Source organism: Streptomyces sp. NBC_00376, assembly GCF_036077095.1.
In the GTDB taxonomy this organism is placed as follows: domain Bacteria; phylum Actinomycetota; class Actinomycetes; order Streptomycetales; family Streptomycetaceae; genus Streptomyces.
Genome location: NZ_CP107960.1, coordinates 2,839,952 through 2,853,854, shown reverse-complemented (window position 1 = coordinate 2,853,854; position 13,903 = coordinate 2,839,952). Strand labels below are relative to the sequence as shown.

Annotated in this window: 12 protein-coding genes; all 12 read left to right on the top strand. The window is 71.2% G+C overall.

The features are described from left to right. The first annotated feature begins 36 nt into the window (after positions 1-36). Entirely contained in the window at positions 37-1,035 is a 999-nt protein-coding gene (gene nrtL, locus OG842_RS12555) for an ArgS-related anticodon-binding protein NrtL (RefSeq protein WP_266729686.1), read from the top strand. A gap of 26 nt (positions 1,036-1,061) precedes the next feature. Further along, positions 1,062-2,453, top strand: coding sequence for a diaminopimelate decarboxylase (lysA, locus tag OG842_RS12550; protein WP_266729685.1), 1,392 nt, complete (start codon positions 1,062-1,064; stop codon positions 2,451-2,453). Between the two features lie 95 nt (positions 2,454-2,548). Further along, positions 2,549-3,841 carry a homoserine dehydrogenase gene (locus tag OG842_RS12545; RefSeq protein ID WP_266729684.1) on the top strand — a complete coding sequence of 431 codons (1,293 nt, stop codon included), beginning with the start codon at positions 2,549-2,551 and terminating at the stop codon, positions 3,839-3,841. A gap of 6 nt (positions 3,842-3,847) precedes the next feature. After that, positions 3,848-4,918, top strand: coding sequence for a threonine synthase (gene thrC, locus OG842_RS12540; RefSeq protein ID WP_266729683.1), 1,071 nt, complete (start codon positions 3,848-3,850; stop codon positions 4,916-4,918). Positions 4,919-5,237: 319 nt separating this feature from the next. Then, a complete protein-coding gene (thrB, locus tag OG842_RS12535; RefSeq protein WP_266729682.1) occupies positions 5,238-6,155 on the top strand; it encodes a homoserine kinase in 918 nt (305 codons plus the stop codon). A 385-nt stretch (positions 6,156-6,540) separates the two neighbouring features. Next, entirely contained in the window at positions 6,541-8,568 is a 2,028-nt protein-coding gene (rho, locus tag OG842_RS12530; protein WP_266729681.1) for a transcription termination factor Rho, read from the top strand. A gap of 387 nt (positions 8,569-8,955) precedes the next feature. Beyond that, entirely contained in the window at positions 8,956-10,059 is a 1,104-nt protein-coding gene (locus tag OG842_RS12525; protein ID WP_266729680.1) for an LCP family protein, read from the top strand. Positions 10,060-10,201: 142 nt separating this feature from the next. Next, positions 10,202-10,426, top strand: coding sequence for a 50S ribosomal protein L31 (rpmE, locus tag OG842_RS12520; RefSeq protein ID WP_003966263.1), 225 nt, complete (start codon positions 10,202-10,204; stop codon positions 10,424-10,426). A 155-nt stretch (positions 10,427-10,581) separates the two neighbouring features. Continuing rightward, the gene (gene prfA, locus OG842_RS12515) at positions 10,582-11,658 is read left to right on the top strand and encodes a peptide chain release factor 1 (RefSeq protein WP_266729679.1); all 1,077 of its coding nucleotides are present in this window, start codon (positions 10,582-10,584) and stop codon (positions 11,656-11,658) included. 40 nt (positions 11,659-11,698) lie between these two features. After that, positions 11,699-12,544: a peptide chain release factor N(5)-glutamine methyltransferase gene (gene prmC, locus OG842_RS12510; RefSeq protein ID WP_266729678.1), complete on the top strand. Its 846-nt coding sequence runs from the start codon at positions 11,699-11,701 to the stop codon at positions 12,542-12,544. Positions 12,545-12,608: 64 nt separating this feature from the next. Next, positions 12,609-13,256, top strand: a complete 648-nt coding sequence (locus tag OG842_RS12505; protein ID WP_266729677.1) for an L-threonylcarbamoyladenylate synthase — start codon at positions 12,609-12,611, stop codon at positions 13,254-13,256. Then, positions 13,253-13,894 carry an arsenate reductase/protein-tyrosine-phosphatase family protein gene (locus OG842_RS12500; RefSeq protein WP_266729676.1) on the top strand — a complete coding sequence of 214 codons (642 nt, stop codon included), beginning with the start codon at positions 13,253-13,255 and terminating at the stop codon, positions 13,892-13,894. The genes OG842_RS12505 and OG842_RS12500 overlap by 4 nt, the downstream gene beginning before the upstream one ends. The last annotated feature ends 9 nt before the right edge of the window (positions 13,895-13,903 follow it).

Here is a 13,903-nt window from a genome sequence, read left to right as displayed (position 1 = left end):
CGCGGGGTGCCCCCCTTCCTCCCATACGCTTGTCCTGTGACCCCCGCCGATCTCTCCAGGACCGTGCTGCACGCCGTGCGCCGCGCGGTCGACGAGGACGCCCTGCGCGCCCCCGTCCCCGCGCGTGTGCGGGTGGAGCGGACGCGACCCGGCGGGCGTGGGGACTACGCCTGTGCCGTCGCCCTCCAGCTGGCCGGGCCCGCCGCGCTGCCGGCCAGGGACGTGGCCGAGATCCTCCGGGAGCGAGTGCTGGGCGCGCCGGGGATCGGGGACGTCGAGGTCACCGGGCCGGGGTTCTTGAACTTCACGCTGGGAGCCGGGGCGCGCGGCCTCGGCGCGGTGGTGCGGAGCGTCGCCGAGCGCGGTACGGCGTACGGGCACGGGGACGCCCTCGCCGGTACGAAGGTCTCGTTCGCGCCCGTCGAGGAGGTCCGGGCCCGGGTCGTCACCGGGACCGTCGAGCGGCTGCTCCGGGCCCAGGGCGCCGAGGTCGGGGAGCGGACTGCGGGCGGGGAGGCCCTGCACGTGCTGCCGGTGCCGGCCGCCGACCGCGATCTCTTCGAGCGCCTCGGGAGCGACGCCGCGCGGTGGTCGCTGCTGCGGGCCGCTCCGCACGACCGGCCCCGGGGCACCGGGAGCGGTGAGCTGCTCGTACAGCGGGAGAGCAATCCGCTGTTCCGGGTGCGGTACGCGCACGCCCGGATCCGTGCGCTGGGCCGGAACGCCCGGCAGCTCGGGTTCGGTGCGGCGTACGAGGAGAGCGTGGACGCGCCCGTGCTCGGTGAGCTGCTCGCCGACCACCCCGGGGTGCTCGCCGCCGCCGCCCGGCACCGCGAGCCGGACCGGGTCGCCCGGCAGCTGGAAGCCCTCGCGCAGGCATTCTTCGACCTCCACGACAGCGCCTCGCCGCTGCCCGTCGGTGACGAGAAACCCTCGGCCGCCCACCGTTCCCGGCTCGCTCTTGCCGAAGCCGCCGGGACGGTGCTGGCCGGCGGCCTGTCCCTGCTCGGCGTCAGCGCACCCGAAGTCCTCTGAGAGATCCGAGAGAGCAGAGCAACACCATGAGCCGATCCGCACACCCCGCCGGGCCCCGTCACGCCGATGTCATGACGGAGGGGCACTACACCGCCCCGCCCGCCGATCTCAACGCCCTGGACGAGAAGGTCTGGGCCCGCACCGTCACCCGCGACGAGGACGGCGCGGTCACCGTCGGGGGCATCGAAGTGACGCGGCTGGCCGAGGAGTTCGGCACCCCCGCCTACTTCCTCGACGAGAGCGACTTCCGGGCCCGCTGCCGCGCCTGGGCCGACGCCTTCGGGCCGGACGCCGACGTGTTCTACGCCGGGAAGGCCTTCCTGTCGCGCGCCGTCGTGCGCTGGCTCCAGGAGGAGGGGCTCAACCTCGACGTCTGCTCCGGCGGTGAGCTGACCTGTGCGCTGGACGCCGGGATGCCGGCCGAGCGCATCGCCTTCCACGGCAACAACAAGAACGTCGCGGAGATCGAGCGGGCCGTCGAGGCCGGCGTCGGGCGGATCGTGCTCGACTCCTTCCAGGAGATCGCCCGGGTCGCGCACGTCGCGCAGCGGCTCGGCAGGCGGCAGCGCGTACAGATCCGGGTGACCGTCGGCGTCGAGGCGCACACCCACGAGTTCATCGCCACCGCGCACGAGGACCAGAAGTTCGGGATCGCGCTGGCCGGGGGACAGGCCGCCGAGGCGGTGCGCCGGGCGCTCACCCTCGACGGCCTGGAGCTCATCGGCATCCACTCGCACATCGGCTCGCAGATCTTCGACATGGCCGGCTTCGAGGTCTCCGCCCGCCGCGTGGTCCAGCTGCTCGCCGAGGTGCGTGACGAGCACGGGGTGCAGCTGCCCGAGATCGACCTCGGCGGCGGGCTCGGCATCGCGTACACCTCCGAGGACGACCCGCGCGAGCCGCACGAGATCGCCAAGGCGCTCGGCGACATCGTGACCCGCGAGTGCGAGGCCGCCGGGCTCGCCACCCCGCGGATCTCCGTCGAGCCGGGGCGCGCCATCGTCGGCCCGACCGCCTTCACGCTGTACGAGGTCGGCACCATCAAGCCCCTGGAGGGTCTGCGTACGTACGTCAGCGTCGACGGCGGCATGTCGGACAACATCCGCACCGCGCTGTACGACGCCGAGTACACCGTCGCGCTCGCCTCGCGCACCTCCGACGCCGAGCCGATGCTCGTCCGCGTCGTCGGAAAGCACTGCGAGAGCGGCGACATCGTGGTCAAGGACGCGTTCCTGCCGTCCGACCTCGCCCCCGGCGATCTGATCGCCGTGCCCGCCACCGGTGCGTACTGCCGTTCCATGGCGAGCAACTACAACCACGCCCTGCGTCCGCCGGTCGTCGCCGTGCGCGACGGACAGGCTCGTGTCATCGTCAGGCGCGAGACGGAGGAAGATCTCCTGCGTCTCGATGTCGGCTGATGAAATAGATGTCTCAGGATCCGGACGAGTGGCAGAAACTCCCGTCCGGTGAGTGAGACTGGTCCACACATCAGATGTAAAGGAAACGAGGTCGGATGATGCGTACGCGTCCGCTGAAGGTGGCGCTGCTGGGCTGTGGAGTGGTCGGCTCAGAGGTGGCGCGCATCATGACGACGCACGCCGACGACCTCGCCGCGCGCATCGGCGCGCCGGTCGAGCTCGCCGGTGTCGCCGTGCGCCGGCCCTCCAGGGTGCGCGAGGGCATCGACCCCGCACTGATCACCACCGATGCGACGGCCCTGGTCAAACGGGGCGACATCGACGTCGTCATCGAGGTCATCGGGGGCATCGAGCCCGCCCGTACGCTCATCACCACCGCCTTCGAGCACGGCGCGAGCGTCGTCTCCGCCAACAAGGCGCTGCTGGCCGAGGACGGCGCCGCGCTGCACGCCGCCGCCGAGCAGCACGGCCGGGACCTCTACTACGAGGCCGCCGTGGCCGGTGCCATCCCGCTCGTACGGCCGCTGCGCGAGTCGCTCGCCGGTGACAAGGTCAACCGGGTCCTCGGCATCGTGAACGGCACGACCAACTTCATCCTCGACAAGATGGACACGAGCGGAGCCGGGTACTCCGAGGCGCTCGACGAGGCCACCGCCCTCGGATACGCCGAGGCCGACCCGACCGCCGACGTGGAGGGCTTCGACGCCGCCGCCAAGGCCGCGATCCTCGCCGGCATCGCCTTCCACACCCGGGTGCGGATCGGCGACGTGCACCGCGAGGGCATCACCGAAGTCACCGCCGCCGACATCGCCTCCGCCCGCCGCATGGGCTGCACCGTCAAGCTCCTCGCCATCTGCGAGCGTGCCGCCGACGGGCAGTCGGTCACCGCCCGGGTCCACCCCGCAATGATCCCGCTGAGCCACCCGCTGGCCTCCGTCCGCGAGGCGTACAACGCGGTCTTCGTCGAGGCCGAGGCGGCCGGGCAGCTCATGTTCTACGGCCCCGGCGCCGGTGGCTCGCCGACCGCCTCCGCGGTCCTCGGCGACCTGGTCGCGGTCTGCCGCAACAAGCTCAACGAGGCCACCGGCCCCGGTGAGTCCGCGTACACGCGCCTGCCGGTCAGCCCCATGGGCGACGTGGTCACGCGGTACCACATCAGTCTCGACGTGGCCGACAAGCCTGGCGTGCTCGCCCAGGTCGCGACGGTCTTCGCCGAAAAGGGCGTATCGATCGATACCGTCCGCCAGCAGGGCAAGGATGGCGAGGCGTCCCTCGTCGTCGTCACCCACCGCGCGTCCGACGCCGCCCTCTCGGCGACCGTCGAGGCGCTGCGCAAGCTCGACACCGTGCGCGGTGTCGCCAGCATCATGCGTGTTGAAGGGGAGTAAGGACCCATGACCAGCAAGGGCACCCACCAGTGGCGCGGCATCATCGAGGAGTACCGGGACCGCCTTCCGGTCACGAGCACGACGCCGGTCGTCACGCTTCGTGAGGGCGGTACGCCGCTCGTACCCGCCCAGGTCCTCTCCGAGCGCACGGGCTGCGAGGTCCACCTCAAGGTCGAGGGCGCCAACCCCACCGGTTCCTTCAAGGACCGCGGCATGACGATGGCCATCACCCGGGCCAAGGAGGAGGGTGCGAAGGCGGTCATCTGCGCCTCCACCGGCAACACCTCCGCCTCCGCCGCCGCGTACGCGGTGCGGGCCGGCATGGTCTGCGCCGTCCTCGTGCCGCAGGGCAAGATCGCGCTCGGCAAGATGGGCCAGGCGCTGGTGCACGGCGCCAGGATCCTCCAGGTCGACGGCAACTTCGACGACTGCCTGACGCTGGCCCGTTCGCTCTCGGACAACTACCCGGTGGCGCTGGTCAATTCGGTCAACCCGGTCCGTATCGAGGGCCAGAAGACCGCCGCGTTCGAGATCGTCGACGCGCTCGGCGACGCCCCGGACATCCACGTCCTCCCCGTCGGCAACGCGGGCAACATCACCGCGTACTGGAAGGGTTACAAGGAGTACGCGGGCGACGGCCTCGCCACGCACACTCCGCGCATGTGGGGCTTCCAGGCCTCCGGCTCCGCGCCCATCGTGCGCGGCGAGATCGTCAAGGACCCGTCGACCGTCGCCACCGCGATCCGGATCGGCAATCCGGCCTCCTGGCAGTACGCGCTGGACGCCCGGGACGAATCGGGCGGTTTCATCGATGAGGTGACGGACCGACAGATTCTGTCCGCCTACCGGCTGTTGGCCTCCCAGGAGGGCGTCTTCGTCGAGCCCGCCTCGGCCGCCTCCGTCGCCGGCCTGCTGAAGGCCGCCGAGGAGGGCAAGGTCGACCGCGGCCAGAAGATCGTCTGCACGGTCACCGGCAACGGCCTCAAGGACCCCGACTGGGCCGTCGCGGGCGCACCGCAGCCGGTCACGGTCCCGGTCGACGCGGCCACCGCCGCCGAGAAGCTGGGCCTGGTCTAGGGCCCGCTCAGGGCCTGCCCCGGCCCGTCGGCCGTGCCCGACGGGCCGGGCAAGAACCCAGCTCAACCGCCCCTTTTCGGGGCGGAGAGCGCATAGGAGGCGTGCGACACGCATCGTGCGCCTCCTGTGCGCCCTATGTCGCCACAGAACCTTCCTTCGATAAGCTGTACCCAACCCGCCCCGCCGCATCTGCCGCGGTGCATGGGCCGTTGTGGCCGTCGGGTTCCCCGGAATTCCACTCCCCGCCGCGCCACGACCTCCCGCCACCACGAAACCGCTTCACCACCCCCGCTGCCTCACAAGGAGAGTCCTCCAACCGATGGCCGGTCCCGCTTTCCGAGCCGCCGCCGTCCGGGTGCGCGTCCCCGCGACCAGCGCCAACCTGGGCCCGGGTTTCGACGCCTTCGGCCTGTCGCTGGGGCTGTACGACGACGTCGTCGTCCGCGTCGCCGATTCCGGACTGCACATCGACATCGCGGGTGAGGGTGCGGACACGCTGCCCCGCGACGAGCGCCACCTCCTTGTACGTTCCCTGCGCACGGCCTTCGACCTGCTCGGCGGACAGCCCCGGGGCCTGGAGATCGTCTGCGCCAACCGGATCCCGCACGGACGCGGCCTCGGTTCCTCCTCGGCCGCCATCTGCGCCGGAATCGTCGCCGCCCGCGCCGTGACGACCGGCGGCGACGCCCGGCTCGACGAAGCGGCGCTGCTGGAGCTCGCCACCGAGATCGAGGGCCACCCCGACAACGTCGCGGCATGCCTGCTCGGCGGGTTCACCCTCGCCTGGATGGACGGCGGAACGGCACGCGCGATCAGGATGGATCCCGCAGAATCCATCGTTCCGGTGGTTTTCGTACCGGGCAAGCCGGTCCTCACCGAGACCGCCCGCGGACTGCTCCCGCGCACGGTCCCGCACGTCGACGCCGCCTTCAACGCCGGCCGTGCCGCGCTCCTCGTCGAGGCCATGACCAGGCGCCCCGAGCTGCTGCTCACCGCCACCGAGGACCGGATCCACCAGGAGTACCGCGCCCCGGCGATGCCCGAGAGCGTGGAACTCGTCAACCGACTGCGCGCGGACGGCGTCCCCGCGGTCATCTCCGGTGCCGGGCCGACCGTGCTCGCACTGGCCGAGGACGGTGCGGCCGACAAGGTCGCACAGCTGGCGGGCGAGGGGTGGGCGGCCAATCGCCTCGCTCTCGACGCCCCGGGCGCGAGTGTGCTGCCGCTCGCCCCGTAGCCGAGAAGTGATTGCCGGTGAGTGAGAGGGGGAATGTTTGTTGGAGCCGGTAGTGTTAACCTCAAGTCTGCAACCGACGTCTATGTGGCGCGTTGCTTCGTGTCCCTTTCCGGGACCACCAATTCTTCCGGGAGCCTCCCCAACTGCCTGAGCAGCCTGCCTGAGCAGTTTCGTGCACGCTCCGGAACCGGCACGACACCCCTCGCTTGTCCAGGAGTGGGCCGAGCAGGGGGATGCTCGCGCCGGGCCCATGCACACCTCCATCTCTCCGCCGTACCCGGCGGACCACCGCCCCGGCACGGTCCGCAAGAAATAGACCGCAGTCGGACAGCACAACCGGTCGCCGAGCCAGAAGGCCGACGTCCGCTCCAGGGAAGGACCCTTCGTGAGCGACACCACCGATCTGATGGGCGTGACTGCCGACAAGAGCGTCGACAGCGCCGCGCCCGCCGAAGGTGCTGCCACTGGCACCACCGCACGGCGCCGCCGCTCCGGCACCGGCCTTGACGGCATGGTCCTGGCCGAGCTGCAGCAGGTCGCGTCCGGCCTCGGCATCAAGGGCACTGCGCGGATGCGCAAGGGCCAGCTGATCGAGGTCATCAAGGAGGCGCAGGCCGGTAGCTCCGCCGCGCCCAAGGCCGCCGCGCCCGCCGCGACGTCCGAGACCAAGCCGAAGCGCCGTGCCACCTCCAAGGCGCGCACCGGGGACGAGCCCGCCGCCGAGGCACCCGCCGAGAAGGCCGCGGCCCAGCAGCAGATCGACATCCCCGGCCAGCCGGCCAGCGACGACCAGCCCGCGGGCGAGCGCCGTCGGCGCCGTGCGACCGCGCAGGCGGGCAGCCCGGAGACCAAGGCGGACAGCAAGCCCGCCGAGGCCAAGGTGGACACGCAGGCCGAGCCCAAGGGCGACGACCGCGCCGACGCCAAGGCCGAAGCCGCCGCCGACACGGCCGAGGGCCGCCGTGGCGACCGCCAGGACCGCGGTCAGCGCGGCGACCGGGGCGACCGCCAGGAGCGTGGCGAGCGCGGGGAGCGCCGTGACCGTCAGCGCGACCGCCGGGGCAAGGGCGACGAGCAGGGCGGTGGCCAGGGCCAGCAGCAGGGCGGCCAGCGCCAGCAGCGCCAGGGCCAGCAGCAGGGCGGCGGCCCGCAGGACGACGGTTACGACGACGAGGCCGGTGGCCGCCGTGGCCGTCGCGGCCGCTACCGCGACCGCCGTGGCCGCCGTGGCCGCGAGGACTTCGCCAGCGAGGTCCCCGTCTCCGACGACGACGTCCTGATCCCCGTCGCGGGCATCCTGGACATCCTGGACAACTACGCGTTCATCCGGACCTCCGGCTACCTGCCGGGCCCGAACGACGTGTACGTCTCGCTCGCCCAGGTCCGCAAGAACGGCCTGCGCAAGGGTGACCACGTCACCGGTGCGGTGCGCCAGCCCAAGGACGGCGAGCGCCGGGAGAAGTTCAACGCCCTGGTCCGCCTCGACTCGGTGAACGGCATGGCGCCCGAAACCGGCCGCGGCCGCCCGGAGTTCCAGAAGCTGACCCCGCTCTACCCGCAGGACCGGCTCCGTCTGGAGACCGACTCCAACGTCCTGACGACGCGGATCATCGACCTGGTCGCCCCGATCGGCAAGGGCCAGCGAGGGCTGATCGTGGCCCCGCCGAAGACCGGCAAGACCATGATCCTGCAGGCGATCGCCAACGCGATCACCGTCAACAGCCCCGAGTGCCACCTGATGGTCGTCCTGGTCGACGAGCGTCCGGAAGAGGTCACCGACATGCAGCGGTCGGTGAAGGGCGAGGTCATCTCCTCGACCTTCGACCGCCCCGCCGAGGACCACACCACGGTCGCCGAGCTGGCCATCGAGCGCGCCAAGCGTCTCGTCGAGCTGGGTCACGACGTGGTCGTCCTGCTGGACTCCATCACCCGTCTGGGACGCGCGTACAACCTCGCGGCCCCCGCCTCCGGCCGCATCCTGTCCGGTGGTGTCGACTCGACCGCGCTGTACCCGCCGAAGCGCTTCTTCGGTGCCGCGCGCAACATCGAGGACGGCGGTTCGCTGACCATCCTGGCCACCGCGCTCGTCGAGACCGGCTCGCGCATGGACGAGGTGATCTTCGAGGAGTTCAAGGGCACCGGCAACATGGAGCTCAAGCTCGACCGGAAGCTCTCGGACAAGCGCATCTTCCCGGCGGTGGACGTCGACGCGTCCAGCACCCGTAAGGAAGAAATCCTGCTCGGCAGCGACGAGTTGGCCATCGTCTGGAAGCTGCGCCGGGTGCTGCACGCGCTCGACCAGCAGCAGGCGATCGAGCTGCTCCTGGACCGGATGAAGAAGACCCAGTCCAACGCGGAGTTCCTGCTCCAGATCCAGAAGACGACGCCGGCCCCGGGCAACGGCAACGACTGACGTCGCCCCGGACCGGCCGAACCACAGGGCCGCCCCCGTCACTTCGGTGACGGGGGCGGCCCTGTGTCATGGGCGGCGCGGGTGTGACGCAGCCGACCCGGCACCCGTGGCCGTTTCGAGACCTTTGCCACATGCCGGGCCCCCGCGGGCAGCGAGGCGATGGCTGTACCGGGCAAGAAACCGCAGGTGAGCGCGGGGTCACCGGCTGTTGGGCCCGGGTGTTGTCCGTTTCGTCCCTCACGCGGAAACGACAGGTGGCTGTGCAACCCTTCTTCGTGCCACGGCGTCGTACGCGGTACCGACATGTCGACGTTGCAATGCCCGAACACCGCTGCTTGGGGGCCGGACAGGGCCGAGCCGGGAAAAGCTGACGACCGAAGGAGACCCATGACCGAGCAGAACGGGAGCGGGGGCCGAATACGCCCCACCGGCAAGCGCCGGAAGAAGCCCTCCCGTCGCCGCAGGGCGACCGTGATCGCCGCCTGGACCCTGGCCGGCGCGGTCGTCGTCGGTGGTGCCGGACTGGGATACGCCTACTTCAAGCTCAACGGCAATCTCAAGGCCGTCGACATCAACGCGGCGCTCGGCAAGGACCGCCCCGACAACATCGACAACGGCTCCCAGGACATTCTCGTGCTCGGCTCGGACTCCCGGTCCGGCGCGAACTCCGAGTACGGCGCCGACGAGGGCACGGCCCGCTCCGACACCGCGATGGTCGTGCACATCAACAAGGGCCACAAGACGGCCTCCGTCGTCTCCATCCCGCGCGACACCCTCGTCACCCGCCCCGACTGCACCAGCGACACGAACGGGCAGACCGTCGCGGGCCAGCAGCGCGCGATGTTCAACACGGCGTACGAGGTCGGCGGGCCGGCCTGTGCGGTCAAGACCGTCGAGGCCATGTCCGGCATCCGCATGGACCACTATCTCGAAGTCGACTTCACCGGGTTCAAGAAGCTCATCGACGAGCTGGGCGGCGTCGAGATCACCACCACCGCGGCGATCGACGACCCCAAGAGCCATCTGAAGCTCGAACCCGGCACCCACACCCTGGACGGCGAGCAGTCGCTGGGCCTGGTCCGTACCCGCAAGAGCGTCGGCGACGGCAGCGACCTCGGCCGCATCCAGCTCCAGCAGGCGTTCATCAAGGCGCTGATGGAGCAGGTCAAGACCGTCGGGGTGTTCTCGAACCCGAAGACCCTGTACGACCTCGCGGACACGGCCACCAAGACCGTCACCACCGACTCCGACCTGGGCTCGGTCTCGGAGCTCACCTCCTTCGCCAACGGCCTCAAGGGGCTCGGCTCGAAGAACGTCCACATGGTCACCCTGCCCGTGGAGTACGACCCGGCCGACCCGAACCGCGTCGTACCGCTGGAGGAGTCCGCGCGGCAGGTCTGGTCCGCGCTCGCACACGACAAGGCCATCCCCGCCTCCGCCACCGAGAAGTCGGCGGGCGACAAGGGCGAAGCCGGCAGCGTCGTGCGGTGACGTGGCGGGCCGGGAATAGTTGCGGCCCGCCCCCGGTTTTGGGAGATACGGCCGGTCCTGGCAGACTGGTACGTCGGCCCCGGTTCACGGACGCGCAATCCGCGCGTACGACCCGGCGCCCTCCCGAACCTAGGAGAAACCCTTGAAGCGCGACATCCACCCCGAGTACGTCGAGACGCAGGTCAGCTGCACCTGTGGCGCGTCGTTCACGACCCGGAGCACCATCGACAACGGCACCATCCGTGCCGACGTCTGCTCCGAGTGCCACCCGTTCTACACGGGCAAGCAGAAGATCCTCGACACCGGTGGCCGCGTGGCCCGCTTCGAGGCCCGCTTCGGCAAGGCTGCCGGCTCCGCCAGCAAGTAGCGAGCCACTGCGCCGGTTCTCGGCGCCCTCTTGCGGGGGCGTCGGGACCGGCGTTTTTTCCGGCCGGGGGTACGCGGCCCCGTTCCGTACCCCCGTCCGGCCGGCATCACGCCGTCCAGCAGGCACGCACGAGTGAAGAAACCAGGAGCCCGAAGATGTTCGAGGCGGTCGAGGAACTGATCGGCGAGCAGACCGATCTGGAGAAGAAGCTCGCGGACCCGGCGGTCCACGCCGACCAGGCCAACGCGCGCAAGCTCAACAAGCGCTACGCCGAGCTGGCCCCGATCGTCGCGACGTACCGCTCCTGGAAGCAGACCGGCGACGACATCGAGACGGCCCGCGAGCTCGCCGCCGACGACCCCGACTTCGCCGCCGAGGTCAAGGACCTGGACAAGCAGCGCGAAGAGCTCACCGAGAAGCTCCGCCTCCTCCTGGTCCCGCGCGACCCCAGCGACGACAAGGACGTGCTCCTGGAGATCAAGGCCGGCGCGGGCGGCGACGAGTCCGCGCTGTTCGCCGGCGATCTGCTGCGCATGTACCTGCGCTACGCCGAGCGCGTCGGCTGGAAGACCGAGATCATCGACTCCACCGAGTCCGAGCTCGGCGGCTACAAGGACGTCCAGGTCGCCGTGAAGACCAAGGGCGGCAACGGCGCCACCGAGCCCGGCCAGGGCGTGTGGGCCCGGCTGAAGTACGAGGGCGGCGTGCACCGCGTGCAGCGCGTCCCGTCCACCGAGTCGCAGGGCCGCATCCACACCTCCGCCGCCGGTGTGCTCGTCACGCCCGAGGCCGAGGAGGTCGACGTCGAGATCCACGCCAACGACCTCCGCATCGACGTCTACCGCTCCTCGGGCCCCGGCGGCCAGTCCGTCAACACCACGGACTCCGCCGTCCGCATCACCCATCTGCCGACCGGCGTCGTCGCCTCCTGCCAGAACGAGAAGAGCCAGCTCCAGAACAAGGAGCAGGCCATGCGCATCCTGCGTTCGCGACTGCTCGCCGCCGCCCAGGAAGCCGCCGAGCAGGAGGCTTCGGACGTACGGCGCAGCCAGGTGCGTACGGTCGACCGTTCCGAGAAGATCCGTACGTACAACTTCCCGGAAAACCGGATCTCGGACCACCGAGTCGGCTTCAAGGCGTACAACTTGGACCAGGTGCTCGACGGCGACCTGGATTCCGTGATCCAGGCGTGTGTCGACGCCGACTCCGCCGCGAAGCTCGCCGCCGCTTAAGCAAAGCCCGCCCAGCCCGTAAACCGTACGGAGAACCGCGATGAACCTGCTGCTCGCCGAGGTGGCCCAGGCCACCCAGCGGCTGGCCGACGCCGGTGTGCCCTCGCCGCGATTCGACGCGGAGGAACTCGCCGCGTTCGTCCACGGCGTCAAGCGGGGCGAGCTGCACCGGGTGCCGGACGCGGACTTCGACGCCCGCTACTGGGAGACCATCGCCCGCCGCGAGGCCCGCGAACCGCTCCAGCACATCACCGGCCGCGCCTTCTTCCGCTACCTGGAGCTCCAGGTCGGACCCGGTGTCTTCGTCCCCCGCCCGGAGACCGAATCGGTCGTCGGCTGGGCGATAGACGCGGTGCGCGCGATGGACGTCGTCGAGCCGACCGTCGTCGACCTGTGCAGCGGATCGGGCGCCATCGCCCTGGCCATGGCCCAGGAGGTGCCGCGCTCGCGGGTGCACGCGGTCGAGCTCTCCGACGACGCCATCGAGTGGACGAGGAAGAACGCCGACGGCTCCCGGGTCACCGTCCACCAGGGAGACGCGCTGACCGCCCTCCCCGAGCTGGACGGCCAGGTCGACCTGGTCATCTCCAACCCGCCGTACATCCCGCTCACCGAGTGGGAGTACGTGGCGCCCGAGGCCCGCGACCACGACCCGGAGATGGCCCTCTTCTCCGGCGAGGACGGCCTCGACACCATCCGCGGCATCGAACGCACCGCGCACCGCCTGCTGCGCCCCGGCGGCCTCGTCGTCATCGAGCACGCCGACACCCAGGGCGGCCAGGTGCCGTGGATCTTCACCGAGGAGCGCGGCTGGGCGGACGCGGCCGACCACCCCGACCTGAACAACCGGCCCCGGTTCGCCACGGCCCGCAAGGCCATGCCGTGACCGGCGGCCACCACCCGCACGACCCGTACCCGCGACACCCGTACACGCTTGAGGAGGCCGGCTGATGGCACGGCGATACGACTGCAACGACGCGACCGACCGTACGACGGGTCTGCGTGAGGCCGCGTCGGCCGTCCGCCGCGGCGAACTGGTCGTGCTGCCCACCGACACCGTGTACGGCATCGGTGCGGACGCCTTCAGCTCCGAGGGCGTCGCCGACCTGCTGGACGCCAAGGGCCGCGGCCGCAACATGCCGACGCCCGTCCTGATCGGCTCCCCGAACACCCTGCACGGCCTGGTCACCGACTTCTCCGAGCAGGCCTGGGAGCTCGTCGACGCCTTCTGGCCCGGCGCCCTCACGCTCGTCGCCAAGCACCAGCCGTCGCTCCAGTGGGACCTCGGGGACACCCGTGGCACCGTCGCCATCCGGATGCCGCTGCACCCGGTCGCCATCGAGCTGCTCACGGAGGTCGGCCCGATGGCCGTCTCCAGCGCCAACCTCACCGGCCACCCGTCCCCGGAGGACTGCGACGCGGCCCAGGAGATGCTCGGCGACTCCGTCTCCGTCTACCTGGACGGCGGCCCGACGCCCGGCATCGTGCCCTCGTCGATCGTCGACGTGACCGGCAAGGTCCCCGTGCTGCTGCGGGCCGGCGCGCTCTCCGTCGAGGAGCTCCGCAAGGTGGTACCCGACCTCGAGGTGGCCAATTGACCGCCCCTGAGGGGCGTGGCATAGCGGGGCGGGCCGACACTTTCCGCATCCTCCACGTCAGCACCGGCAACGTCTGCCGCTCGCCCATCACCGAGCGGCTGACCCGCCATGCCCTGGTGGACCGCCTCGGCGATCCGCTCAGCGGCGGACTGATCGTGGAGAGCGCGGGCACCTGGGGCCACGAAGGCGCCCCCATGGAGGCCAACGCCGAGACCGTCCTCGCCGACTTCGGCGCCGACACCACCGGCTTCGTCGGCCGGGAACTGCTCGACGAGCACGTGATCCGCGCCGACCTGGTGCTCACCGCCACCCGCGACCACCGCGCGCAGGTGATCTCGATGGGTCACTCGGCCGGCCTGCGCACGTTCACCCTCAAGGAATTCACCCGGCTGGTCCGGGCGATAGACCCGGCCACGCTCCCCGATCCGCGGGACGAGGGCGTCGTCGAGCGCGCCCGCGCGCTGGTCCGCGCCGCCGCCGCGCTGCGCGGCTGGCTGCTGGCCCCCACCGCCGAGGCGGACGAGGTGTACGACCCGTACGGCGCCCCGATCACGTTCTTCCGCTCCGTCGGCGACGAGATCAACCAGGCCCTCGACCCGGTCGTCACCGCGCTGACGGGCGTCGCGACCCACCGCTGAGGCCGCGGC

Coding starts and splice junctions, on each gene's coding strand:
- lysA (WP_266729685.1), top strand. CDS start 1,062: ATGAGCCGATCCGCACACCCCGCCGGGCCCCGTCACGCCGATGTCATG.
- OG842_RS12545 (WP_266729684.1), top strand. CDS start 2,549: ATGATGCGTACGCGTCCGCTGAAGGTGGCGCTGCTGGGCTGTGGAGTG.
- thrC (WP_266729683.1), top strand. CDS start 3,848: ATGACCAGCAAGGGCACCCACCAGTGGCGCGGCATCATCGAGGAGTAC.
- thrB (WP_266729682.1), top strand. CDS start 5,238: ATGGCCGGTCCCGCTTTCCGAGCCGCCGCCGTCCGGGTGCGCGTCCCC.
- OG842_RS12525 (WP_266729680.1), top strand. CDS start 8,956: ATGACCGAGCAGAACGGGAGCGGGGGCCGAATACGCCCCACCGGCAAG.
- prfA (WP_266729679.1), top strand. CDS start 10,582: ATGTTCGAGGCGGTCGAGGAACTGATCGGCGAGCAGACCGATCTGGAG.
- prmC (WP_266729678.1), top strand. CDS start 11,699: ATGAACCTGCTGCTCGCCGAGGTGGCCCAGGCCACCCAGCGGCTGGCC.
- OG842_RS12505 (WP_266729677.1), top strand. CDS start 12,609: ATGGCACGGCGATACGACTGCAACGACGCGACCGACCGTACGACGGGT.